Annotated in this window: 28 protein-coding genes; 1 reads left to right on the top strand and 27 read right to left on the bottom strand. The window is 65.4% G+C overall.

What is annotated here, in order from left to right:
• Positions 1-12: 12 nt before the first annotated feature.
• The gene (locus VGD10_RS08195) at positions 13-477 is read left to right on the top strand and encodes a hypothetical protein (RefSeq protein WP_331040325.1); all 465 of its coding nucleotides are present in this window, start codon (positions 13-15) and stop codon (positions 475-477) included.
• Here VGD10_RS08195 and VGD10_RS08190 read toward each other — a convergent pair.
• The 27 genes from VGD10_RS08190 to VGD10_RS08060 all read right to left on the bottom strand — a co-directional run bounded on the left by VGD10_RS08190 (position 470) and on the right by VGD10_RS08060 (position 21,664).
• Positions 470-1,531 carry a contractile injection system protein, VgrG/Pvc8 family gene (locus VGD10_RS08190; protein WP_331040324.1) on the bottom strand — a complete coding sequence of 354 codons (1,062 nt, stop codon included), beginning with the start codon at positions 1,529-1,531 and terminating at the stop codon, positions 470-472. The two genes, VGD10_RS08195 and VGD10_RS08190, sit on opposite strands and share 8 nt — an antisense overlap.
• A 2-nt stretch (positions 1,532-1,533) precedes the next feature.
• On the bottom strand, positions 1,534-1,932 hold the full coding sequence (locus VGD10_RS08185) for a phage tail protein (RefSeq protein WP_331040323.1): 399 nt from the start codon (positions 1,930-1,932) through the stop codon (positions 1,534-1,536).
• Entirely contained in the window at positions 1,932-4,484 is a 2,553-nt protein-coding gene (locus VGD10_RS08180; protein WP_331040322.1) for a phage tail tape measure protein, read from the bottom strand. Before VGD10_RS08180 ends, VGD10_RS08185 begins: the two co-directional genes overlap by 1 nt.
• A gap of 4 nt (positions 4,485-4,488) precedes the next feature.
• Positions 4,489-4,605: a GpE family phage tail protein gene (locus tag VGD10_RS08175; protein ID WP_331040321.1), complete on the bottom strand. Its 117-nt coding sequence runs from the start codon at positions 4,603-4,605 to the stop codon at positions 4,489-4,491.
• 8 nt (positions 4,606-4,613) lie between these two features.
• Positions 4,614-4,949 (bottom strand): phage tail assembly protein, encoded by a 336-nt coding sequence (locus tag VGD10_RS08170; RefSeq protein WP_331040320.1) that lies wholly within the window; start codon positions 4,947-4,949, stop codon positions 4,614-4,616.
• A gap of 73 nt (positions 4,950-5,022) precedes the next feature.
• Positions 5,023-5,535, bottom strand: a complete 513-nt coding sequence (locus tag VGD10_RS08165; protein WP_331040319.1) for a phage major tail tube protein — start codon at positions 5,533-5,535, stop codon at positions 5,023-5,025.
• 43 nt (positions 5,536-5,578) lie between these two features.
• The gene (locus VGD10_RS08160; protein WP_331040318.1) at positions 5,579-6,721 is read right to left on the bottom strand and encodes a phage tail sheath subtilisin-like domain-containing protein; all 1,143 of its coding nucleotides are present in this window, start codon (positions 6,719-6,721) and stop codon (positions 5,579-5,581) included.
• 14 nt (positions 6,722-6,735) lie between these two features.
• The gene (locus VGD10_RS08155) at positions 6,736-7,113 is read right to left on the bottom strand and encodes a GPW/gp25 family protein (protein WP_331040317.1); all 378 of its coding nucleotides are present in this window, start codon (positions 7,111-7,113) and stop codon (positions 6,736-6,738) included.
• Entirely contained in the window at positions 7,113-7,676 is a 564-nt protein-coding gene (locus VGD10_RS08150) for a phage baseplate assembly protein V (protein ID WP_331040316.1), read from the bottom strand. Before VGD10_RS08150 ends, VGD10_RS08155 begins: the two co-directional genes overlap by 1 nt.
• Before the next feature lie 93 nt (positions 7,677-7,769).
• Entirely contained in the window at positions 7,770-8,615 is an 846-nt protein-coding gene (locus VGD10_RS08145) for a DNA adenine methylase (protein WP_331040315.1), read from the bottom strand.
• A gap of 151 nt (positions 8,616-8,766) precedes the next feature.
• Positions 8,767-8,967 carry a hypothetical protein gene (locus VGD10_RS08140; protein WP_331040314.1) on the bottom strand — a complete coding sequence of 67 codons (201 nt, stop codon included), beginning with the start codon at positions 8,965-8,967 and terminating at the stop codon, positions 8,767-8,769.
• Positions 8,964-9,461 (bottom strand): hypothetical protein, encoded by a 498-nt coding sequence (locus VGD10_RS08135; RefSeq protein ID WP_331040313.1) that lies wholly within the window; start codon positions 9,459-9,461, stop codon positions 8,964-8,966. Before VGD10_RS08135 ends, VGD10_RS08140 begins: the two co-directional genes overlap by 4 nt.
• A gap of 11 nt (positions 9,462-9,472) precedes the next feature.
• Positions 9,473-11,911, bottom strand: a complete 2,439-nt coding sequence (locus tag VGD10_RS08130; protein WP_331040312.1) for a gp53-like domain-containing protein — start codon at positions 11,909-11,911, stop codon at positions 9,473-9,475.
• Positions 11,908-12,207, bottom strand: coding sequence for a hypothetical protein (locus VGD10_RS08125; protein WP_331040311.1), 300 nt, complete (start codon positions 12,205-12,207; stop codon positions 11,908-11,910). The genes VGD10_RS08130 and VGD10_RS08125 overlap by 4 nt, the downstream gene beginning before the upstream one ends.
• Positions 12,207-13,973 carry a phage tail protein I gene (locus VGD10_RS08120; RefSeq protein WP_331040310.1) on the bottom strand — a complete coding sequence of 589 codons (1,767 nt, stop codon included), beginning with the start codon at positions 13,971-13,973 and terminating at the stop codon, positions 12,207-12,209. Before VGD10_RS08120 ends, VGD10_RS08125 begins: the two co-directional genes overlap by 1 nt.
• Entirely contained in the window at positions 13,970-14,863 is an 894-nt protein-coding gene (locus tag VGD10_RS08115) for a baseplate assembly protein (protein WP_331040309.1), read from the bottom strand. The genes VGD10_RS08120 and VGD10_RS08115 overlap by 4 nt, the downstream gene beginning before the upstream one ends.
• Positions 14,864-14,938: 75 nt before the next feature.
• A complete protein-coding gene (locus tag VGD10_RS08110) occupies positions 14,939-15,595 on the bottom strand; it encodes a phage virion morphogenesis protein (protein ID WP_331040308.1) in 657 nt (218 codons plus the stop codon).
• A 3-nt stretch (positions 15,596-15,598) separates the two neighbouring features.
• Complete coding sequence (locus VGD10_RS08105; protein ID WP_331040307.1) at positions 15,599-16,111, bottom strand: phage tail protein; 513 nt, start codon at positions 16,109-16,111, stop codon at positions 15,599-15,601.
• Between the two features lie 37 nt (positions 16,112-16,148).
• Positions 16,149-16,427, bottom strand: a complete 279-nt coding sequence (locus VGD10_RS08100) for a hypothetical protein (protein ID WP_331040306.1) — start codon at positions 16,425-16,427, stop codon at positions 16,149-16,151.
• Positions 16,390-16,899 (bottom strand): hypothetical protein, encoded by a 510-nt coding sequence (locus VGD10_RS08095; protein WP_331040305.1) that lies wholly within the window; start codon positions 16,897-16,899, stop codon positions 16,390-16,392. The genes VGD10_RS08100 and VGD10_RS08095 overlap by 38 nt, the downstream gene beginning before the upstream one ends.
• The gene (locus VGD10_RS08090; protein WP_331040304.1) at positions 16,896-17,549 is read right to left on the bottom strand and encodes a glycoside hydrolase family 19 protein; all 654 of its coding nucleotides are present in this window, start codon (positions 17,547-17,549) and stop codon (positions 16,896-16,898) included. The genes VGD10_RS08095 and VGD10_RS08090 overlap by 4 nt, the downstream gene beginning before the upstream one ends.
• On the bottom strand, positions 17,546-17,893 hold the full coding sequence (locus VGD10_RS08085; RefSeq protein WP_331040303.1) for a hypothetical protein: 348 nt from the start codon (positions 17,891-17,893) through the stop codon (positions 17,546-17,548). The genes VGD10_RS08090 and VGD10_RS08085 overlap by 4 nt, the downstream gene beginning before the upstream one ends.
• A 2-nt stretch (positions 17,894-17,895) precedes the next feature.
• Entirely contained in the window at positions 17,896-18,105 is a 210-nt protein-coding gene (locus VGD10_RS08080; RefSeq protein ID WP_331040302.1) for a tail protein X, read from the bottom strand.
• Positions 18,105-18,587: a head completion/stabilization protein gene (locus VGD10_RS08075; protein ID WP_331040301.1), complete on the bottom strand. Its 483-nt coding sequence runs from the start codon at positions 18,585-18,587 to the stop codon at positions 18,105-18,107. Before VGD10_RS08075 ends, VGD10_RS08080 begins: the two co-directional genes overlap by 1 nt.
• Before the next feature lie 216 nt (positions 18,588-18,803).
• Entirely contained in the window at positions 18,804-19,544 is a 741-nt protein-coding gene (gene gpM, locus VGD10_RS08070; protein WP_331040300.1) for a phage terminase small subunit, read from the bottom strand.
• 194 nt (positions 19,545-19,738) lie between these two features.
• Complete coding sequence (locus VGD10_RS08065; RefSeq protein ID WP_331040299.1) at positions 19,739-20,779, bottom strand: phage major capsid protein, P2 family; 1,041 nt, start codon at positions 20,777-20,779, stop codon at positions 19,739-19,741.
• Between the two features lie 51 nt (positions 20,780-20,830).
• A complete protein-coding gene (locus VGD10_RS08060) occupies positions 20,831-21,664 on the bottom strand; it encodes a GPO family capsid scaffolding protein (RefSeq protein ID WP_331040298.1) in 834 nt (277 codons plus the stop codon).
• Between the last annotated feature and the right edge of the window lie 271 nt (positions 21,665-21,935).

Here is a 21,935-nt window from a genome sequence, read left to right as displayed (position 1 = left end):
TGTGAGGGAATTATGACGCGCTTCGCCATCCTCGTCTTGAGCATCAACCTTTTGAGCTGCAGTGAGAGCGCTCCTCCCTCACCGGCAAAATCTGAAGTCGTGGCCCAGGTCTATGGCTCTCATCTTAATATTGAGGTGGCCGTAGCTGACACACCCGAGACGGGAGATCTGTTGCCGGCGATGGCGGCCTCCATCCAGCAGATCGGGAACCAGCTCAAAGCGGGCAGTCTTGCCCAGGCAGAGACGCTCGAAACGGCCAGTTTCCATTTTCGGCTCACTACGAAGGAGCCTATCGCTACGGTCGATTTTGACCTTCAGCCGCTAAGGGCACTCGCGCTAGGCGAAGGCGCCGCGACAACTTTCGATGCAGCACGAGACATCCAAGTGACTGGGGATCCAAAAGGTGACCGGCTGATGCGCGACGAGTGCGACGTAGCAGCAGAAGATGTGAAAACTTCGATGCTTTGCCTTAGCTAGCGGCTTCCATTTCAAGCTTCGTACTGAAGCCCGTATTCGTCAGACTATGCGTCACCTCAACGATCAGCCAGGACTTGGCATCGATCTCGGCCTTGAAGCCGACTGCCTTCACGCGGCGTTCGGGGTAGAGCTCGGCACGGCCCAGCGCCAAGTCGAAGCTCAACTTTTCGGGGCGGCGGCCTAGGCGGCTGCGTTCGGCGCGAGCAGCGCGCTTGGCCGAATCTTCAGTGGCGTAAACGTGCGACAGCTTCCGGGCACCGTCCTTCTTCCCGATCGTGACATCCTTCTTCTTCGCAGCCTTGCGATCGTGCCAGGTTGCGGTGACGCCTTCGCCCTCCTCCCGCTTCTCAAGGCGGTAGCTGTGGCGATCGCCGTCGCGCCGGCGGATCTCGATCGAAGGAATCGCGCGGCCGCCAGGCGTGGCGCCGGCGCCGACAGGCGAAAAGATCAGCGCGCCCTTCTTGATGGTCGCGACGGCGTCGTAGCGGCGCCCCAGGCGCCGCAGGAAGGCGATATCGCTTTCGCGGCCCTGGACGAGCGACTTGATCGAGATCGATGCCAGGGACGAGGCGCAGCGCGGCTGAAGTTTGTTGCGGGAGGCTATGTCGTTCACCACAGCGCCGAGCGTCGTGTCCTTCCAGCTCTTCTCCCGCCTGGTGCGGATCTCGCTTGTGAAGTCGGCCGAGCGTGCGCGGATCGTCACCTGGTCGGGCGGCCCGCCGTGCTCAACCTCGTCGACGGTGAAGCTTCCCTTTTCGACCAGGCCGGGCGTGACGTCGCTCCCGCGCTTCCAGCCCAGCTGCAGGCTGATTTTCGCGCCGGCCTTAGGCAAGGCAAGGCGGCCGTCGCTGTCATCGAGAACGATGTCCAGCTGGTCGGCCTCGCCGGCGCGCTTGTCGGAAAGGGTGAGCGAAACGAGGCGCGGCCGCATCTTCGGTGTCAGATCCTGCCCGTCCAGCGTCACCTTGAAATCGGGAACGTTGGTGACGTAGCCGGCCTGGCCAGCTGCAGCGCCACTCAAGCCGGTCGCAGGTGGCGGGGGCGCGCTCGCCATCCTCAGGCCTGCGACTGCGGCGCCGGATCGTCCACGCCGAAGAGCTCGATCGAGAAATCGATCTGCCGGGCAGAACCGTCGGGCGCGTGGTGCTTCTGCTTCTCATCGATGGTCGTGATGACGAACGAACCGTAGACCGTGCCGGCGGCGTCAACGAGCGGCCATGCCTCGCCATCCTTCGCCATTTCACGCAGATCATCGAGCGAGGCGGCCGCGTCGGACAGTTCGGCGAAGGCTGTACCGGAAAGGCCGATCGTTTCCTCGCCCGGGCCGACGAACTGGACGGCATCGCGAGCGCCGATACGAGCGGCCTTCGCATGGCGCCATTCATTCTTCCGCTGCAGATCCTGGTAAGCGATCGTTGGTACCGAAAAAACGAACATGCCGAGCGACATCAGCATCAGCTGTCCTCCCAATCCGAGCGATCCGCGAAGCTGCTATTGCCCCTGGCGCGTTCGCCATTCCTCGCCCTCTCGAGCTCGGCCCGCACCTGTCGGCCGATGTCCTCTGCGCTTTGGCCAGGCGCGGAATAGATGTTGATTGTGATCGGCGCGGCGAATGCGGAGGCCGTGGCCGCGCCGGATGCTGTGCCCGGCGCGGACCCGGCGCCGGCGGCGATTGCAGGCGCGGCCGAGCCGATCGCAAGCGCCGCGGCCATATTGCGAGACAGGCGATCGAGGCGGCGGAGAGGCGCATTCTCCTCCGATGCAATGCCGCGTTCGAGCCCCTGCATGACGAAGCTGCCCAGCCCCATGAAGACGCGCGAGGGCGAGCGGATGCCGAGCTTCGACTTGAACCAGTTGGCGGCCGCGTTGGCGGCGCCGACGATCGTGTTCTTCAGCGCGGACAGCCTTCCGGTGATGCCGCTGATAAGGCCCTGGATCAGGTTCGCGCCGAACTGTTGGAATCGCAGCCCGAGCCCGGCGAAGAAGGCAAAGATGCCGTTGAACGCGGAAACAATCCAAGCTCGGGCTGCCTGCAGGGCTGCGCCGATGCGTCCGACGGCCGAAGTGAAGGCGGCGCTGATCGTGGCCCAGTGTTTCCAGATCATATAGCCGGCAAAGCCGACGGCCGCGACGAGGATCAGGATGCCAGCGATCATCGGATTGGCGAGCAGAAAGAGGCCGGCTTTGGCAATGCCGCCGGCAAGCGCCCAAACGCCGTTAATGAGCAACGGCACGACGCGCAGCGGGAGAAGCATAAACCTCGCCAATGCCAGGAAGCCTCCGCCAGCAAAGGCCGACATGAAGCCGATCGCAGCGAAGGGCGCCATCAACGCGGCCGCGCCAAGGGCTAGCGCACCGAAGACGAGCAGCAAAGCGGCTATGCCGCCGACGATGATGCCCAGCCATTTCGCCGCGGTTGGATAACGCTGCGCCATGGCACTCGCCCAATCCGAAAAGGTCGCGCCCTTCTCGGCGAGCCAGTTCGCCGCGGGAAGGAGGCCGCGGCCGATCGTGTGCGCCAGCGCCTGGGCCGAGGCCTTCGTCCGCTGCCATTTAGCGGCCGTGTCCTGCATGCGCTCGTTGAAGTCGGCTTCCACCGTTCCCGTCGCGTCAAGGGCATCGGCGCGGATCTTGCGATAGAGATCCATGTTCTGGAGCAGCGGCCGCAAAGCGGCCTGCACCTGGGCGTCACCGAAGAGAAAGGCGAGCTTCGACAAGTCGCCCTTCGTCGCCTTACTTGTGAGCTCGGCGATTGCCTCGATTGGCGACTTTCCATCCTTGGCAGCCTTCTTCATCGCCTTAGGCAGATCGATGCCGAATTGCTTGAAGTTCTTGATCGTGTCTTCGGTGTTGATCTTGTTCAGCAGGTTCTGAAGATTGTTGGCGGCGGTGGAGCTGTCGCCGGCGCCCTTCCGGGTGATCTGAAGCGCGGCCGCCAGGTCCGCCACGGCGGGGACGCCTTTCTGCCCGAGCGCGTTCGCCGACGCCGTCAGCGCCGGGAAATATTGCGCCATGTCCTTCATCTCGAACGCGCCGGCCTTGCCGGCGGCCGCCATGACATCGAGGGCCTTGGCCGTCTGCCCGATCGGAACCTTCAAGTTGTCGACCGTAGAGAAAGTGGCGTCGGCGAGATCGTTCACTTTCGCCTTGTAGGCAGTGGCCGCGCGGCCGATCGGCTCGATCATCTTAACGCCGCGGCGTGGATCGAGGCCGCGCCCTGCCAAGACGTCGACGCCGGCGGCGAGATCAGCTGGGAGCTGCGCCACCTTCGGGCCGAGCACATCGAAAGCCCTGCCCATCTTTTCAGCCTGGTCGCGCGCCATGTCGGCCTTTTGCGCGATGTCGGTCATGGTGCTTTGGAAGTCAGAGCTTTCCTTGACGGTAGCGACAACCGGGGCGGCGATCGCCGTGCCGGTGCCGAGCGCAGCGGCGCCGCCGGCGGCAAGGCCAGTGGCGGCTCCCTGGACTTTGGAGAAGCGCTCCTTGCCCGCCGCAAAGCGGGCGGCGCGATCGTCGGCCGCCTGCAGCTTGCGTGCCTGCTCGCTCAATTCCCGGTTAAGCCTGGACGCCTCGAGGCGGAGCTCGCGCTGGTGATCGCCCAGCTTGGACGTGCTGATGCCGGCGGCCGAAAGACGGCCGCGCAGCTGCTGCAGCTCCATCCCTTGCGACGACAGATCCTGCTTCAACGCCGCGGCCTCGCGTTTCGCCCTGGCGAAGTCCGCCGCCATCTTCTTCGTCGGGCTTTCGGTTTCGCGCATCGCCCTGGCGAGCTGCGCCACCCTGTTCTCGGCCGAGCGGAGCTGATCCTCCGTTCCCTTGATGCCGGCCTTCAGCTGGCGGAAGGATCCTATGTCGGCCTGGGCGCGATCGAGCTCCTTCAGGCGATCGCGCATGGCCTTGATCTTGGCGCCCGTGGATCCGGCGCCGCCGGCGATCGCGCGCAGCGGGCCCGTCACCTTCTCCATCGCTTCGAAGAGGAGGCGGATCCTGAGGTTGCGGTCGCTCACTTCGTCAGCTCTCCGGATTGTGGCGTTTGGCGGCGCGTTCGCGCCAGGTCATCAATTCGGCCAGGCTCATCCGGTCCATCGCGTCAGGCGGCCAGTGGAAGACGAGCGCGACGTCCGCCATCGCCTCCTCTACCCGGGCAGGGATTCCGGCCTCGCGGCCTTCGGCAACAAAAAATCCATGATCTCGCCGCCGAGCTGCATCAGATCCGCGGGATCCATGCCGGCCACGTCCTGCTTATGAAGGACAGGGGAGGTGATGCGCGGCGCCAGCGTCTCAACTGCAGTATAGTCGAGTTGGCTAAGCGACATCATGGTGAGGCCGCGGAGCTCGCCCGCGGCAGGCTTGCGGACGGTGATCTCGGTGCCGGCCCTGTGCGTCACCTGGCCGGCCACGACGACGTCGTTGTCGAGCGTGAAGCTACGGAGGCTGGCGGTGCCGGCGCTGTCGGATTGCTTGTTTTCCAATTCCCCTACTCCTGTCGTCATTCAAGGGCGGGGCGGCCGTGGCATCTATGCGCCCCTAGCCGCCCCGTTCGGTTTAGATGCCCAGCGCGGCGCGCTGCGCCGCGAGGCGATCGACGCCGCCGACGCGGAACACCATGTTGAGGACGTCGATCTCGACTTCCTCGACGCCGTTCACCTCGAGCTTGTAGTAAGCGAGCACCGTCTTCACCTTGAATTCGGTGTCCTCGCCAGGCTTGGCTTCGCCCGGATCGATCTCCTGGTGGCGGCCGCGGGCGACGATCTCGACGCGGTCAACCTCTCCGCTGTCGTCGCGCTGGTAAGCGCCGACGAAGCGGAGCATCTCGCCGTCGGCTTCGGTGACGCCGAAGCCGCGGATGATCTCCCGCATGAAGCCGCCATAGGCATGCTCGAGCTCGAGAAGCCCGTCCTGCCCCATATCGATCCCTACAGGCCCGTCCATTCCGCCGGCGCGGTACTCCTCGAGCTTGCGGGCAAGCTTCGGAAGGGTGACGGAGGTGGCCTCGCCGACGTAGGCAACGCCGTTGTGGAAGACCATCATGTTCTTCAGTTTGCGGGGCAGGCCCATTTTTGAATTCCTAACCTAGATAAGTGGACGGAAAGGCGGCGGATCAGCCCGCGTTCACGCCGGCGGCGAAGTCGGCGAAAAAGCGATCGGTGATGCGCTGGGTGAGGGCGAGGTGCTCGAGCGGCGGGACCGGCGTGAACTCATAGTCGATCGTGAGCTTGCCGTTGCCGAGATCGGCCGCCGGATTGCGATCGGCGTCGAACCAGGCGCGGGCGCCGATCAGCTGCCCGTCGCGCACCATGACGCGGAACTTCGCGTTGATCGTCTCGACAATGTCGCGCGCGAGCGACGGGCGCAGCGGCTTGTCGATCGCCCAGAGGAGCCCGTCCGCGATCGTGTCCATGAGCACCTGGGCGGTGCGGGTGGCGCTTTCGAAAGCGAAGAGCGGATCGTCGGAGCAGGTGCGGCTGCCCCAGAAGCGATAGCCGCCGCCCCAGTTGATGAGCGACGTGATCTCCGCATCATTGAGTTGATTAACCTCGCACGTGGGATCCTGGATATCGAAACCGTAGTCCTTGGTGAGACCGATGACGCCGTCGACGGGAACATTGGACAGCGTCTTGTGAAATCCCTGCTCCCGATCGATGCGGGCGCGAAGGCCGAGCGCGCGGGCGACGGAGAAGCTTTCGGCGCTGCCGGCGGCGAGGAAGTTGGGCGTGATGAGCATCAGCTCGCGCGCGGCGAAATTGCTGCGATAGAGGATCGCATCGGCGACGTCGTCGCCAACCGCATAGGCATAAGCCATTGCGCGGAGCTTCTTGGCGACGATGACGAGGCCAGCGGTGACGGCCTGCGTGTCCAGGCCTGGCGCGCCGATGATGCGCGGCTTCACGCCGAGTTGCGCTTCGGCGGCGAGCAGGGCCTGCATGCCCGTCTTGTTCCCGTCGACCGATGCCCCGAGCACATTGGCATCGGTGCCGGCGGCATCGGCGCCGGGCGCCACGCGAACGACGACGACGACGGTGTTGACCTGGTCGGCGATCGCCTGGAGCGCACCTTTCAGGGTGCCGGTGGCGCCGGCGTCCTCAATGGCGGCCGCCATGTCCACGATCGCGACGGGCGTATCAAGCGGGAAGGTCGCCGCGTCGGCCGCCGGGCCGGTCGCCACCAGGCCGATGACGGAGGTGGCTGCAGTGACGAGGGCGCGGATCCCTGCGTTAACTTCGGTTACGGTGATGCCGTGCATTTAGAGGCTCCTTCTCAGGCGAAAGCAGTCAGCGAGCCTTGCGGCCGCAGGGGAATGGTGAGGCGGGCGCGGCTGTTGGGCCCAGGCGCTTCCAGATCCTCGCCCTCGAGAGCGAGATCGTAGCTGCCTTGCACGGTTGTCGAGCGGATGAGCTCGGTGCGCCGGAGGCGGAAACGCGGTTCCCAACGGGTGAGCGCGATCGCCGCGGCCGCGAAGAGGCGGAGCCTGCCGGCGGGATTCATCGGCTGATCAATCAGCTCCGGAATGAGCGAGCCGTAGTCGCGTCGGCCGACGCGGGTACCGATCGGCGTCGTCAGAATGTCGCGCATGGATTGCACCAGGTGCGCGCGGCCGCCGAGCGGCTTGCCGGTCGAAGCATCCATGCCCAGCATTATTGCGGCGCTCCGGACACGGCGCTGCCGGCTGTGACGCCCAGGTGCTTATGCGACTTGAGGCTCTTGCCGGCACCGACAACATCGGTCGTTCCGGTGATGGTGCCCGAGGCGGTGAGATCGCCGGTTATCTCGACATTGCCGACGATCTTGACGCCACCTGGCGCGTTGATCTCGGCGGCGCCGCCGGCGGCCATGTCCACGACCAGCTTGTGAGCGGCCGCGTCATAGGAAAGGGTAGTGCCGTCTTCGAACTCGATGAGCTCAACCTCTTCGACCGACGGCGCAGTGAAGCTGTTGGACGGGAGACCGCAGAGGACGAGACCGGCTTCGGCATCCGATTCCGGGCAGAGGAAAAGAACCTGCTCGCCAACGCTCGGCGGGGACCAGGTGCGCGTCTTGCCGGCCCGGCGTTCAAGCCAGGGCACGTCGCCCGTGACGATATCGCCGATCTCCACGCGGCACGTGCCCTCCTCGAGGTTCACGCTTTCGACGGTGCCGAGGCGGCAGAGATCGCCGATCATGCGCTGGAAGTCGGCCTGGTTGTCCATAGCAGCCGACAATGGCGCGGCTTCCGCCGCCTTGCGCGGGGCGGCTGTTGTAGAGTGTCTCTCTACAAGCAAGCCCGCCGGAGCGATTCCGGCGGGCTGCAGGGCTCAATCGTTGGCGGCGAGCTGGACGAGCTCCGCCGGAAGGTTCGTTATGACGAGCTCGCCGACACGCTTGCCGGCGCCCGCTGCCGCAGTGGCAATGCTGTAGGTGGTTTCCACTCCGATCTGCCGGAAGGCGGCGAAGATCTCGCGAACCTCTGGACGATCGTTGATCGACAGGATGAAACCGCCGGCGAGGCCGGCAAGCTGCTCCGCCAGGCGCGCAAAATCCTCTCGGCCGAAGACGTCGGGTCCGTAGTCGCCCTCGCAATCATAGTAAGGCGGATCGAGGTAGAAGAGCGCGCCGCGGTGGTCGTATCGCCGGATGAATTCGGCGAAGTGCAGCCGCTCGATCGAGACGCCCGACAGTCGTTCGTGCACGTCGGCCAGCATCGGCTCCAGCTTCGTCAGGTCGAACCGCGCGGGCCGCTTGGCGTCGACGCCGAAGTTGCGTCCCTCGACCTTGCCGCCGAAGGCGAGCTTCTGAAGGTAGAGGAACCGAGCCGCGCGCTCGAGATCCGTAAGCGTTTCCGGATCGACCTTCTGCAGGCGATCGAATTCGGCGCGGCTCGTGATCTGCCAGCGCAGCACATCCATGAATTGCTGATAGTGGCGCTGCAGGATGCGAAAGAGCGTCACGACGTCGCCGGAAATGTCGTTGATGGCTTCGGCCGTGGGCCGGCGCCGACGCTTCAGGAAGATGCCGCCCATGCCGACGAAAGGCTCGGCATAGGTTCCATGCGGTATTCGATCGATGATCGGGACGAGGCGGGAGGAGAGATTGCGCTTGCCGCCGATATAGGCGGCGACAGGCTTTGCGGGTTTTACGGTAGCGAGGGAAGTGGACTCCATCTGGTTTACTCGACAATAGGACCGCGCCGGTGCGCCCGGCGAGGGGACTGACCGCGGCCCGGGCCGCGGAAGGTGCGGGGCTCAATCCCGCGGCTCGAGCTGTTAGCGCAGCCCGGCCCCCCTCCAATTCTGAAGGGGTGCAATCCTTCTGCTAAGCGATGACGCCGAGCTCGATCTTCTTCTCGACGCCGGCGGCGACTTCCGCGACCCGCGACTTGGTGGCGGCCGCGTCATATTCTCCATCAGCATCGAGACAGGCATTCACGCCGCGGCGATGCTTCACGCCCTGATGCGTGAAGGTGACGTCGACGGTGCGCGCTTCGGCGTCGTAGCGATTGATCCTGGTCTTCATTCTTCATCCTCCTGCCAGTGCTCGTCTGCGCTCCAGTCGATCGCCACCAGCTCCTCCGCCGGCATGGTTGCGATCCATGCCTCGATCTCGTCGGACGTCCGCCGCACCGCATCGATCGCGGAGCGCCTGGCCAGCGCCGGGGCGAAGTCGACGGTGACGGCCGCGGCGCCGATCGCCGTCTCAAGAGCGGCCTGCGCGATCGCCGCATTGTCATTGTCCTGGCGCCAGGGCGGGGCGATCGCCGTAATGCGCCGCGCTGCCTCCCGCTTCACCGCAGCGGCCGCATCGGCGCGTAGCGCCTGAAGGTCCGGAGCGGGCGGCCAGCTGAGCTCCGGCCTGCCATCGGCGCCAGCGATGATCGTGGCGCCTGCCGCCTGCCCGTCAAAGAGGGCGCTAAATTCGTCGGCCGAGATCTCGACCGCGTCCTGCGGAATGTCGCCGCCGTGAAGTTCGCTCGAGAAAAACCCGAATGCCGAAGCACTGAAAAAGATCATTGAGGCCGCTCCTAGTAACCGATCGCGAAGACCATCGGGCTGGTGGTGGTTTCGTCATCCGAGCCGGAGCTGTAGCGCTGGCGTTGCACGTAGCAGCCGTTCGTTTGGGGCTCCCCGGCAATCTGATAATCGGCGTCGGCCCTGTTGCTCGCCGTGATCAAGCGGATCGAAGCCTGGGCGAAGAGGCAGGCGTTCGGAAACGTCATCGGGAACGATACGAAATGGTTGCCTTCGGTCCCTGGGCTGTGAGTGCCGCCTCTGCACCACTGGAAGATGAGGCCGTTGGGGAGGACGATGTAGCCGTTCGTCGAATTCGAACTGCTGAAGGCGCCGGCAATATCCGCGGCGCCGTGGGTGTGGGCGGACGGCGTGTAGCTTGCCGGCTTGCCCGTCAGGTTGTTGAAGTTGAGGTAGTAGGCGCCGTGCTGACCGTCGAGCAGATCGGAATCGAGGCCCGAGCCGGGGCCGTCCACCGAGTTGATCTTCGCCAGGACGTCGGCCGCAGTGTAGCTGGCGGCGGGAAGGTAGTAGGAGCCGTGCTGGCCGTCGAGTAGATCGGCGTCCAATCCGGAGCCAGAACCGTCGTTGCCGCTGTCCCAGACGCTGAAGCCCGCCCTGGTGATGTCGCCAGCGACAGCAAGGTTTCTCGTGCCGGTGGGCACTGAAAAGACCGTGCTCCCGTTCCTGTTGGCAAAAAGGAAATCGAGCGTGCCGCCCTGGGCAGCGAAGACCATCCCGTTCGTGCTGTCGCAATATTGGATGCCCGTCCCGAGGGGGGTCGCGGTGTATGTGCCGGCAGAGAAGGTAGCGCGCCCCGCAACGGCAAGACCGCTGGACGCGCTAATGCTGCCAGTTACAGCCAACCCGGCGGCGGTGAATGTACCGACCGCCACGCCGCTTGGGCGGATGTCAATGCCCAAGGCATCGATGTTGAGGTGCCGGTAAGCTGCTGCGTCCCGACTATAGGCACCGATATTACCAACGCTCGAACCTGCATTATACGAAAGCTCGATACCCGCACCGTTCGGTGGGGCCGATGACCCTGTCACTTGAAGAGTTGAGCCTGACGTTATGCGCCCGCTTGAACTAATGGTGCCGGTAACGGAGACGCCTGTCGCGGCGAAGCTCGCAACCAGCGACCCGTTGGGCCGCACGTTGACGAGACTGGCGTCTAGACTGAGGCTAATATAGGCGGAGGAGGAACGGTTGTACGCGGAGATGTTGCCCGACGCCCCGCCCTGGATCTCGACGCCGCTACCGGATGAAGGGGCAGACGCCCCCGTAAATTGGCCGTGGGCAGCGATAAGGGTACCGCTGAAGCTGCCGCTTCCGGTGAACGCCCACCCGGTCGCACCGTTTTCGACGACCATCGGGATAGCACCGCCCGCGGCAGCGAAGCCCATATAGGCAAGCCGTACATCATCCGCGCGACGGAATTCGACATAGCCGGTGTTCGACGCGCTTCCCGGCACGAGCGTCAGATAGGCGCTTCCGCCGCTCCGCATCGTAAGGCCCTGCAGGGTCGCCGCGCCTCCGGTGATCGCGACGGCATTGGCGTTCTGAACGCCCATCGTTCCGATGCCGAGCGTAACCCGTCCTGCGGCGGCCGTCGCATCGGCCAACAGCGTGAGGCCCATCGCTCCAGGCGAGGCGCCCCTGAGCAGGTCGGCATCAAGGCCGGATCCTGCGCCGTCGTTTGTCGGGCCCCATGGCGTATAGCCCAGGCGGGCAGGAATATTCGAATAATAGGCGCCGTGCTGTCCATCGAGCAGATCGGCATCGAGGCCGTTGCCGGCTCCTTCATCCTTGAGCGCCGCCGACTTGATCGCGAGTGAAGTTCGGAACGCAGCGGCCGTGGCGGCCGTCAGCAAAGTTTTGACCAATGCGGACGGCGCGCCGGCGCCGAAGCGCGTATCGAGCCAAGCCGTGACAGCGGCCTTGATACCCTTGGGCGTTGCGGCCCGCTCGGCATCGGTCCCAGTTTCGACTTCGGCGTCGGTAGCGAGCTCGACAACGCCCAGGGTTTCCGTCGTAGCCGGCGGGTTGATGAAGTCGGCATTGCCGAAGCTGATGGCAGCTGCGTCGACGTCAGCAAACTTGACGTCGATCGACAGCAGGAGGAGCGCCTGGGCAGACTTGTCCACGATCGGCGCCGCCTGGCCGTAGGAAGCGAAGAGCGTGCCGTCTGCAAGGTAGAGCGCAAAAGACCGCAGCGGGTAAGCATCCGCGCTTTCGTCGCGAACGGTGACATGGATCGTCTCAGGATCGACAACATCGCCGGAAATCGTAGCGATCCGCTTGATCTCGCCGGGCAAGGCCGCCGTCGCCGCGGTCGATACGATCGCCGTCGAAGTGACGCCGACCTTGTCAATGACAATCGGCAAGGTGCCGTTGTTCTGCGCGTTGACGAGCGCAGCCCGGCCCGCCGCCGTGATAGTCAGGCTTATCATTCTTCAACCTCCGCAGGGGGCTCATCAGCGGCGCGATCGCCGCGCCAGAAAAGGGGCAGGCAGACCCTTGCCTCCGCCTCGTCGGCGAAGCGGAGGAAGACGGTCTGATAGGCGGGAGCATCCCCCGCGAAGACTTGAGCAGGCTCCGCCGGAAAGACGCGATATGCCTCCAGCTCCGGCGAGAAGAGCGTCGGATCGACGTTCAAGTGATAGCCAGGAGCGAAAGCGGCAGGGGCGCCGTCGACTGCCGGCGCGAGGATGGCGATCGGCCCGTCAATCTGTGACGCGGCCCACATCAAAGCGCCCCCATGATCGAGAGGCATGCAGCATCCTCGAAGGATCCGCGCTGAAGCTCGAAGAGCTCGATCGCCCCGAATGTCTGTTGGATGCCTTCAAGATGGCCGACGGAAAGCTTGCCGTTCGCGGGCAGCGCCAGGGCGGCACTTTCGGCGGAAGCCACGACCGCACCCGCCGAATTCTTGCTGAATGCCCGGTATTTGCCGCCCCTGCGGCGAACCATCACAGCCACGCGCCCTGCCGCCGCCTGCGTCTGGCCGAGGGTGAAGTCGTAGAAGGTGCCGGCGAGCGACATATTGGCCCGCAAGAGCCCTGCAGCGTTTCGGTCGAGCGTCAGCCGATTGGCGGCAGACCCGTCGCCTAAGCTGACAATCCGCTCCAAGGTGCCGGCTGCCCGGTTCAGGCGAGCGACGGCCCAGAAGGCGAAATCTTCGTCCGCCAGCGCGCAGCCTATATCCAGGACGTCGGCGCCGATGGTTGCCGCGGCACCGCCGGTTGCTATTGCCGGACCGACTTGAGTGCCGGTTAGATGCTGCCCCTGCCACACATGGACGGTTTTTCCCGCGCCGAGATACGCCGGTGCTCTCCCGGCGTTGGACGCATTGGTGAGCGCCACCACCATCGGGACGGTGCCCGCCGAACCGGGCGCCGTGTAGGTGATGGCGCATAGGAACCAACCGTCGCCGATCGGTGTGATAAGCGACGTCGCGTTGGAGGCGGTGCCGACGACGCCGTTTGCGAGATCGAAGTTGGCCCAGATCGCGGTCGATAGCGCACCGCTCGTCGTCAGCTGAATGAAGCTTCCGGTGCCGGCTTTCGCAATCAGCCACGTCGTCGTGACGTCGCCCGCAGTGAACGTCTTTGTGGCGCTATGGAAAACGACCTTGGAGCCGTTGGCATTATCCTCGACGAGCGTGTCGGCGGTCGCGGTGCCGTCGGGCGCCAGAAGCCCGTTGGAAACAACGGTAAGGCCCGTTTTGGTGGCCCAGCTGGCGAAGTCTTGCGAAAAGTGCTGAGCGTTGGTCAGACTGCCGCGGGCGAGATAGCCGCGTCCTGGAACGATGCCGGGGACGTTAGGCGCGAACGGGACCAGGCCGCTCGTCGCGCCGAGCTCGGCCTTTGCGCCGGATCTCGAATAAAGGTAGCCCGGAAGCTGGGCGAGCGGAGCTGCCACATCCTGGAGAAGATACTCGCCGTTCCTGAAGTCGAGCTTTAGGGCAGCCTGCTCTGCCGGAGCGGCTGCCTGCAGCCGCAGAAAAGCCATAGCGCGCGCGGCGCCGATCAAGCCGATCCTTCCGGATGCCTGAAGGCCTTGAGTGAAGGTGAAGTGAGCGCGCGCCGGCTTCGTCCGTGCGACCTCCTGAATGACCTGGTCGACATATTCGGCGGGGACGGCTTCGCCGTTGCCGAAGTTGAGTACCAGGGAGAAGGTGTGCGGATCTCCGGGTGGATCCTGTTGCCACCATTCGCGCAGCGCCACGGAGCCGCCGAACGATTCAATCACTTCCCGCACCGATGAGGCGGTGCCCTTGCGGCGCTGAATCGCAATTGCGGCCGCGACGCGGGCGCGGCGGATCCCGATCGGCCAGCTGCTGCTCCATGTGTCGATCGAAAGTGCCCAGGCCAGATAGGGCAACAGCTCCTCCGGGCAGGTGACAGGATCCCAAAGCCGACGGAGCGGTACCGGCAGGTCCGCAAGCCGAGCCGTCGAATCCTCGATCGCGCGCTCGAGCGAAGTCGCGTTAGGCGGGAGGAGCCGCGTCACTCACCGAGCCCCGCATGCGTCACTGAAAGCGCGGTGCACCAGGGCGCCTGCAGCCGCGTCACCACGATGTCGGCAGCGGGCGAGGCAAGGGTGACGTTCTGGACGCCTTCGCAATGCAAAGCGGCTAGAACGGCCGATCGAGTGATGTCGCGGCCCAGGCGGTGGCTGAGCTCGATATATTCCTCGATCCGGCGCTGCGCTTCCGCGAGCACGATCGAGCCATCCGGACCAGCGAAGGTCTTGATCGTCGCTTCGATCTGATAATTGACGATCTGCGCCGCCTGGACGATCACTTCGTCAGTGAGCGGACGCCGGTTTTCGTCCGACACGTGCGCCTCAACCAGGTCTAGCAGCGCCGCGTCGGGCACTCCGGATCCGTCGCGGGCAAGGACGGTGACGATCACCTGGCCAGGAACGGGACTTGTCGCGCTGGCGTCGAGCACATCGCCCGACGCGGAGAGCGCGTGGAATATGTAAGCGCCCGCGGGTCCGGCGACAGAGAACCCCTCGGGCGCGAGCACCAGGCGCCGCCGAAGATCCGCATCGCTTTCCATCACCGCGGGAGCGTTGGTGTCGGGATCGGCGGGCGAAAGCTCCAATCGCGTCACGCCCATGAGGGCGGCCAAGTTGTCGAGATCCGCGCCGACGGCATAAGCCGGCATGACGGCGCGGGCCGCATCGTTGATGCGCTGGCGCAGCAGCAATTCCCGATAGGCCGCGACCTGAAGCACCTTGACCGCTGGGTCCGATTCTACCGTGGCGTCGAAGCCGGGCAGGAGCTCCTGAAGGCGCGCAAGCATAGCCGCGTAGATCGCCTCGAAGCTAAGCTCCTCGATCACTGCCGGCGCCGGCAGGCGCGACAGGTCCACCGCTGTAAATGTCGGATCCATGCGGCCATGTCGGCCGCGGCCTTTGCCGAAGGCTATGCCGCCCGCTTGTAGAGAGTTACTCTACAACAGGCCGGCTCAAGCTATGTGGTCTAGCAGGCTGTCCAGTACGAAGGCGCGCTCCGCCGAGGTTATGCCGAGCAGCTCGCGCTTCGGATAGCGGATCTCGCGCGATCGAAGCGACGGGCGATCGCGGCGGCCCTCCTGGTGGATCCGCGCCACGCGCGCCGCGGCGCCGGAAAAGCCGATCCAGGCTTCCCGATCGGTGGCACCTGCGCGGAGGAATCGGTTGCGGCCGAGCTTGCGGAACATGGCTTGGCGCCGGATCTTCCCCTTGCGGCGGAACTTGCCGGCGCCCTTGTTTTGATCGTCCCGCTCGACGGGCAGCCATTTGTCGACCTTATCCCAGAAAAAGCTCCGGATCCCGCCGGCCTCGATGTCGTAGCCGGTAAGGAGCGGGCCTTCCCGCACCCAGCTTTTCATGAAGACGAGCCGCGGCTCGGCCGCGCCCTTCGGATAGAGGAACTTCACCGCATAGCCACCGGGCACCGGCGCCTGGCCTTCCTTCCTGGGCGGGAAGCGCGATCCGTCGGGCTGTTCCTGTCGGCCGACGCGGCCGACTTGCGACCGCTGCAGATCTCGCGCGATTTTTCGGAGCAGCTGGCGGCGATCGCCGGCCTCCAGCTTCCGGAGCATGGCGCCGGCGATGCGCTCGAGCTCCTCGAGATCGGCCACGCGCTAGGGCGCCTGGTTGCCTGGGAAGTCAGGATCCGTCGTTTGAGCCAAGAGATCCTGCCCCATGAAGAGCTGCCACAAAAAGGCGCCGCAAACGCCGGGAAATTCGTCCAGCGCGGCCGGCGGCTTCTCCTCGATATAGGTGACGTCGAAGCCGGGCTCGCCACTAGCGCGCGGCTTCACCAGCACCGCTTCGGTGAGCTCGAGCTTGATCTCGATATCGGAAAGATCCGTGTCGAGCAGCTCGCGTTCGAAGGTGAAGGGCTCCTTCTTCTCGAGCAGCTCCGATTGCTGCTCGGCGATCCAGGCGAGGAGCGGAACGCAGATGTGGCTGACGTCGCCGGCGAAATCCTGGACGACGATCGACAGCTCGTAACGATATTCGAAAGCGAAGCTTCCCGTGCCGCGTGTGGCTATCCGGCCCTTGTCTACGAAGAGCGACAAGTTTCCTGGATTGTCGGCAAGGCCCGGCACCCATTGCACCAGGACGCGCTTCAGGCCTTCAGGCTTTTTCACGCCGCCCGCCGCTTAGAATGCTTCTCGCCCCAGTAGCTCATCGCGCGGGCTCCCCCGGCGGGCAGGTCTCGCCGGTTTCCCATTGGATCAGCCGCTCGAGCTGCGCGCGCGCTTCGGCGTAAGCGGCGGCAAGGCCGATCGCCGCGGCGCGGACTGCCGGCGGCACAACAGCCCAGGCGTTCTGATCCTCGGGGAACCCTGCAGGCGGCACCGGGCAGCGGGTGAGCTCCGCCGGCGCGCGATCCTCTACCTTGACCGCGTGAACCTCGGGAGGGCCGCTATCGGCCAGGTGGCGGGCGCAGCCCGGCAACGTCATTAAGAGCGTTGAACCAGTCAGCGCCAACGCGATCATCATCGCCGATCGCCGCATTCGCATTCTCCATCTTCGCGGCCGCGGCGCGCGCCGCTTCCGCCGATCGACGCGCACTGGCCGCGTCCGCCTCCGTCTTTCGATTGTGTGCCTGCAGCGCGCCGGCGAGGATCTCGGCCGACTGGCTTTTCGTCTCGAGCTCGTAAGTAGCGAGCGCGCGGATCCGCTGCGCGCATAGCTGCCCGCGGGCGGCCTTGGCCGTCCGAACCTTACCGTCGGGGCCCTTCACCTTGAAGGTACCAGCCTCGAGCTCGGCGCCGGCGGCGGAGCAGACGAGCTCGCCGAACCGTCTATAGTCGTCACGCTCGGCCGCCATCTTGCTCCACTGAACGTAGAGGAACGCGGCCGCGGCCGCGACGACGAGAAGGGTAAGATAGCCGCGGTCCAGGCCAGTGACCCAGCCAAAGAGCTTCTTCATGCTGCAAGCCCCCATGCCTTCTTGCCGCGCTTCACCTTGGCCTCTCGATCGGCGAGACCGTTGCGGCCGCCGTTGATGCGTTTGGTGACGAGCGGCGTGTTGTCGTTGTCGGCGGCGAGGTTGAGCTTCTTATCCGTCCAGTAGATGCAGGCGATCAGGACGGAGAGCTCCGGCTCGGCCGCGCGCTCCGGATGCGCTGCCAGGTCGACGCCGATCCGCTTGCCCATCTTGATATAATTGGCCCATCCGGTGAGCTGGAAGATGCCGCGGCCGCGCGTCTTCTCTCCGTCGCCGGGCTTCGAGTTGCCGAGATCGGCGCGGAAGTCGTAGCGCTCGAGATAATCATCCCAGGGATCCGCGTCCGGCCCATCGCCGGAGCCGAGCTCAACGAAGTGGCGGAAGCCGCCCGTTTCGTGCGCCGCCTGGGCGACGAAGTGGACGATGCGAAGCGGCGTCGTGATGTCGTAGACGCGGAAATAAGCGATCATCGCCCGCGCGAGCAGGATGCCGATCGAGCCGAGTTGGCGGCCGACCACATAGCAAAGATAGGCTGCCAACGTGGCGGGCCCGAAGACGCCGTCGACGCCGCCGGTGTTGTGGCCGGCGGCGTTGAGGAAGAGCTGCAGCTGGCGGACCAGGGCGGGCGTCATTCGCCTTCTCCCTTCTTCAGGTATTTGTCGCGTATTGCGCCGGGCAGCCCGCCGACCACCTCGACCGCGCCCCGGATGAACTTCGGCGTAGCCTCGAAGGCGAAGAGGGCAATGACGAAGCCCAAGCCCTGGGCCGCGAATTCGCTCCAGCCCAGCATCGCCACCACCATTCCGGTGACAAAGTAGGAGACGCAGATCCCGACGACGAACTGGATCAGCCGGTCGCGCATCGCCAAGCCCTTCTGATAGGCCTGGTAGACGGCGGAGCCGAGCGCCGCCGGCGTCAGCGCCTCGGCCAAGCTGCGGAGGGTTTCCAGGAACTCGGGCGGAAAGTGGTGCTGCATGACTAATCCCAAAGCTGGATGATTTCGCGATCGGCGGACGCGGGCGCGATCGCCGGGACGGTGACGACGGCGCCCATCGGCAGCACCGCGCCCTGATCGGCCAGGCCCGGATTGACATCGAGAACCTGGCCGATCGCTTCGGCGCCGAGCCCCCGCTCCCGCCAAATCAGAAGGTCGACCGTGTCGCCCTGGCGCGCCTTGAGCGTGTCCATCAGAGCAGCTCCACGGTGGTTCGGCCGCGGCCGAGAATGTCGCGGATCGCATGGGTGGCATCGCGGCGGAGCGCGCCGATCGACTGGTCGAGCTCGCCCGTGTCGCGCTGGCCGGCGCCGGTCTGATCGAAGTCGCGATACTTCTCGATCAGCTCCGCCTTCACCAGGGATGCGATCGCGCGGCGGTAAAGAATCTGGAGGCGGCTTTCGCCATTGAGCTCGAGCGACGGCACCGCCGCGAGCGTGGCATGGCCGGCGGCCTGCTTCTCGGCCTTATAGGCGGCGAGATCGTTATTCACGGTGATGATCGCCGCCAGCACCGCCTCCTCAAGCCGCGGCGCGGTGACGCTGTCGTGGATCCGCGCCTGCTGCTTCAGCAGCGCGGGATTGACGTCGGGAAACCAGCCATCGTTGACGATCGGCGTTGCATCCTCCGCGGGCGAAGGCGGCACGATCGAGGGCTGGCAGACGAGATCGCTCATAGGCGCGCCTCGATGCCCATCGCCAGCGCGCCGACCGCCAGCACGAGGAGCGCGGCGAGTGTGATGCGGATCTGGACGGGCAAGGCGTTGAACATGGCGATCCTCGGTGAAGCCTCGCCCGCCGGTTTACGGGGGTGGGGATCGGATCGAAGACGGCCCTCAGCCTTGCGGCCCTCCCGCTTCGTGCGATCCGCCCCCGAGCGCCGGGGGCGAAGCTTATGAGCCGGTGTTATCCGGCGATTCCGTTTCGCCAGGCCGTCCGTCAGCGGACGCATTGTCGTCGCCCGTTTCATCGGCCGGCGGAGTGTTGTCGTTGGCAGCGCCGGCTTCGGCCGCGGGGGGCGGTGACGCCGGCGGCGTAGCCGCCGCGGCCTTCAGCAGCTTCTCGAGCCGCTTGATAGCCGTCTTCGCGCCGCATCGATCGTGCAGCTGCTGCGCGCGCCGGAGCGGCGCCAGGGCGGCGGCGCGAAGGAAGTTCAGGCGATCCTCGCCTTCGCCGCCACTGTCGGCCGCGTCGGCCTGGCGGAGATATTCGAAGCCGATCGCCTTCATCAGCTTCGCCTTCACCTCGTCGGGCATGTCTTCGTCGGCGGTGAGCTCGTCCAGCTGCTCGAGGACGTCGATCGAGAAGGCCTGGCCTTCGTTCAGCAGCTTCAGCGCCGCTTCGGAGATCTCTTCGGCGATGAGGCAGGGCGCCTGGCGATCGTACCGCGCCGGCAGAGGCACTTCGTTCCGAAGCACGTAGCGAGCGAGCTCGAGCGCGCGCTCGAAGTCGCCGGTGTCGATGCACCAGATCATGATCGTCGGGAGGATCTCGCCTTTGTCGACGTCGCCCTTCTCGCGCTCGGCCTCGAGCAGACCTGCAATCCAGGCCTCATAGCCGGGGAGCATTTCGTGCTTTGCCGCGATCTTGCGCTCGATCGACTGGATTTCCTTCAGCCGGCGGAGATCGTGCATCAGGCGCACCTTCATGGTGCCCGCCGCTGGGGTAGGGGATGCACCCCCAGCGGCGGGCGTCTGGCCGACAGCCTCGGAAGAGGAAGCCGCCGCTGACAACTTGGCCAGGACTTTCTCCCGGTGCTTTCGAGCTAGACTCATTGCGGTTCCTTCGAGGATGGTCGGATCAGGGCGGCGGGGTCAGAAGCCGGCGATCAGGCCGGCTTCTTTCCCATGACGATGTTCTCGACGACAGCGATGATGCCGTAATCCTCGACAACGTAGGCCTCGTTGACGCTTTCGAAGTTCTCGACCTGGTTGCGCTTCGGATTGTCGATGATCGCTCGGCGGCGGGTGCCGCTCTGGTTGTAGACCGACAGGTTATCGAGGCGGGTGATGCAGAGCTTGCCCGCGGGGAAGCCGGGGACGCGCACCGCCGGAAGGCCGCCGATCTTCTTGGTGGACAGGAGCACGTCGCGAGCGAGCTGCTCGGTTGCCTTGTCGCCGGCGGCGTTGACGATATTGAAATATTTGTCGTGAACCAGGTCGCGGCCGACGATGACGACGAGCTCGGTGTCATCGCGATACGGCTCTTCCAGGAGCTCGATCGCGTCGAACACAAGCGCGTCTAGATTCACATAGTCGACCTCGACGCCGACGGCGCCCGCGGCGACGTAGATCGCCTTGCCGGCGCCGGAGAGGGCGCCGTCGTCGAGGACACGCGCCGGGGCGTCTTCGCGGACGTGCTGGATCCAGCCCTTGTTGACGTCCTGGAGGAGCGGATTGGCGGCGCGATCGGTCTGCGCGGCGACGCTGGTGCCGTTCCAGCCAATGAGCATGCGATCGAGGCCCTGGCGCTTCAGGATCGCATCGCGGATGATCGTCTGGAATTCCGGCTTGTGCCGCCAGGCGTCGAGCTTGGCGTACTTCAGCGCCGTATCGAAGTTCGTCTGTTCGCAGCGGTAGCTGTTGGCGGTGAGGCCCGTGGGATCGATCGGCTGCCGATCGGCATTGGCGGTGTTGGTACGCCCGGCGATCGTGCCGGTGATGCCGATGCCGACCTTCTCCCCTTCCTGCTGGTCGACTTCGTAGAAGTTGATCCGCGTCAGAAATTCGCTGGTGGCCTGGGTCTTTTCCTCGAGCTTCTGCGCCACCGAGGGTTCGACGGTGAACATCACCGCGGACGAGGCCACGCCGCTCAGCAGGGCGATGCGGGCGGTGTACTTGTTGAAGAGGGCGCGGGTGTCGTTACGCATCGGTGTCTCCGGGCTTGAGATTCAGAAATGGTCGGTTCGGGGCGGCCTCGATCAGCAGTCGGTTTCGACGCCGGCGCCGCCACCGCCGGTCGCGGGGCTGCGATTGAAGTTCGTGGACGCTTCCGTCGCCTCGAGCTTGGCGGTGAGCGCGGTGAAATCCTGCTGCAGCTTCGCCACTGCCTCGTTCGACGGCTTCACCGCGGCGGCAACGGCCGTGGCGACCTGATCGCCGATCGCGGTCGCGAAAGCCGCAAAGTCGTTGTCGTTGGCAGCCTTTTGCTTCGGCCCTTCCTTCGGCTTCGGCTCTTCCTTCGGCTTGGCGCTGAAGGAGGCGGCGAGGGCGGCGAAGCCAGACTTGATCGCATCGGTGATCGACGTCGGATCGGCGGGCTGCTCCTCGAACTCGATCTCCGCCGCGGCATCGCCCGAGGCGAAGATGGTGCCCGGTGCGCTGCGCGAGAATTGCAGGCGCTGGGTGGCGATGCTTGCGGGGTTGTCGGTGAAGGCGAGGCCGACCAGGCCAACCTTGCCGGTGCCGGTATAGCTCGGCGTCAGCTCTACCGAAGGAAAGGGCTTCTGATCCGCCTTGGCGAGCTTGACCAGCTGGTCGTTGCCGTCGACCTGGCAGTACAGGGCGCGGCGCGTCTCCTTAGCGCCGGCGATCTCGATCTCGTCATCCTGCGCCTTGACGGCGATGACGGTGCCGTAGCCGTTGAACGGCGGCTCGGGGCTGTAGCCGGCGATATGCTCGACATTGATCCGTGGCGAATAGGTGTCCGGATTGAAGGTCTCGACAATCTCGTCGATCATTTCCGGCGTGATCTGGCGGCCGTCGCTGATCGTATTGCCGGCGACGAAAGCGCGGAAGAATTTTGATTTTGCCATGAGATCTCGAGGCTCCGGTCCAGGTGGCGTGAAAGTCGCGGTGCGAATGCGCGTAAAAGGGACCGGAAGGGGCGCTTCGCTCAAGCTGCGGCTGTTGTAGAGAGACACTCTACAAGCCGGGCCACTGATGGCCGCCGCGGCGCCGCGCTTAGGTTCGCGGCGAATGTCGATCCTCGCCCATCCTCCCCTGCCGAAGCCTATCGGCCCGGTCCATGCCGCGCAGTCGCGCGACGTGAAGCGCCAGGCGCGGAGCCTCTACTGGCGGGGCTGG

Source organism: Allosphingosinicella sp. (assembly GCF_036402135.1).
In the GTDB taxonomy this organism is placed as follows: domain Bacteria; phylum Pseudomonadota; class Alphaproteobacteria; order Sphingomonadales; family Sphingomonadaceae; genus Allosphingosinicella.
This window is presented reverse-complemented; position numbering and strand designations above follow the sequence as displayed.

Excerpts from the sequence above, each read along its gene's own strand:
- VGD10_RS08195 (WP_331040325.1), top strand. The coding sequence starts at position 13 with ATGACGCGCTTCGCCATCCTCGTCTTGAGCATCAACCTTTTGAGCTGC.
- VGD10_RS08190 (WP_331040324.1), bottom strand. The coding sequence starts at position 1,531 with ATGGCGAGCGCGCCCCCGCCACCTGCGACCGGCTTGAGTGGCGCTGCA.
- VGD10_RS08185 (WP_331040323.1), bottom strand. The coding sequence starts at position 1,932 with ATGCTGATGTCGCTCGGCATGTTCGTTTTTTCGGTACCAACGATCGCT.
- VGD10_RS08175 (WP_331040321.1), bottom strand. The coding sequence starts at position 4,605 with ATGGCGGACGTCGCGCTCGTCTTCCACTGGCCGCCTGACGCGATGGAC.
- VGD10_RS08165 (WP_331040319.1), bottom strand. The coding sequence starts at position 5,535 with ATGGGCCTGCCCCGCAAACTGAAGAACATGATGGTCTTCCACAACGGC.
- VGD10_RS08160 (WP_331040318.1), bottom strand. The coding sequence starts at position 6,721 with ATGCACGGCATCACCGTAACCGAAGTTAACGCAGGGATCCGCGCCCTC.
- VGD10_RS08155 (WP_331040317.1), bottom strand. The coding sequence starts at position 7,113 with ATGCTGGGCATGGATGCTTCGACCGGCAAGCCGCTCGGCGGCCGCGCG.
- VGD10_RS08145 (WP_331040315.1), bottom strand. The coding sequence starts at position 8,615 with ATGGAGTCCACTTCCCTCGCTACCGTAAAACCCGCAAAGCCTGTCGCC.
- VGD10_RS08140 (WP_331040314.1), bottom strand. The coding sequence starts at position 8,967 with ATGAAGACCAGGATCAATCGCTACGACGCCGAAGCGCGCACCGTCGAC.
- VGD10_RS08135 (WP_331040313.1), bottom strand. The coding sequence starts at position 9,461 with ATGATCTTTTTCAGTGCTTCGGCATTCGGGTTTTTCTCGAGCGAACTT.
- VGD10_RS08130 (WP_331040312.1), bottom strand. The coding sequence starts at position 11,911 with ATGATAAGCCTGACTATCACGGCGGCGGGCCGGGCTGCGCTCGTCAAC.
- VGD10_RS08125 (WP_331040311.1), bottom strand. The coding sequence starts at position 12,207 with ATGTGGGCCGCGTCACAGATTGACGGGCCGATCGCCATCCTCGCGCCG.
- VGD10_RS08115 (WP_331040309.1), bottom strand. The coding sequence starts at position 14,863 with ATGGATCCGACATTTACAGCGGTGGACCTGTCGCGCCTGCCGGCGCCG.
- VGD10_RS08100 (WP_331040306.1), bottom strand. The coding sequence starts at position 16,427 with ATGACGTTGCCGGGCTGCGCCCGCCACCTGGCCGATAGCGGCCCTCCC.
- VGD10_RS08095 (WP_331040305.1), bottom strand. The coding sequence starts at position 16,899 with ATGAAGAAGCTCTTTGGCTGGGTCACTGGCCTGGACCGCGGCTATCTT.
- VGD10_RS08090 (WP_331040304.1), bottom strand. The coding sequence starts at position 17,549 with ATGACGCCCGCCCTGGTCCGCCAGCTGCAGCTCTTCCTCAACGCCGCC.
- VGD10_RS08085 (WP_331040303.1), bottom strand. The coding sequence starts at position 17,893 with ATGCAGCACCACTTTCCGCCCGAGTTCCTGGAAACCCTCCGCAGCTTG.
- VGD10_RS08080 (WP_331040302.1), bottom strand. The coding sequence starts at position 18,105 with ATGGACACGCTCAAGGCGCGCCAGGGCGACACGGTCGACCTTCTGATT.
- VGD10_RS08075 (WP_331040301.1), bottom strand. The coding sequence starts at position 18,587 with ATGAGCGATCTCGTCTGCCAGCCCTCGATCGTGCCGCCTTCGCCCGCG.
- gpM (WP_331040300.1), bottom strand. The coding sequence starts at position 19,544 with ATGCACGATCTCCGCCGGCTGAAGGAAATCCAGTCGATCGAGCGCAAG.
- VGD10_RS08065 (WP_331040299.1), bottom strand. The coding sequence starts at position 20,779 with ATGCGTAACGACACCCGCGCCCTCTTCAACAAGTACACCGCCCGCATC.
- VGD10_RS08060 (WP_331040298.1), bottom strand. The coding sequence starts at position 21,664 with ATGGCAAAATCAAAATTCTTCCGCGCTTTCGTCGCCGGCAATACGATC.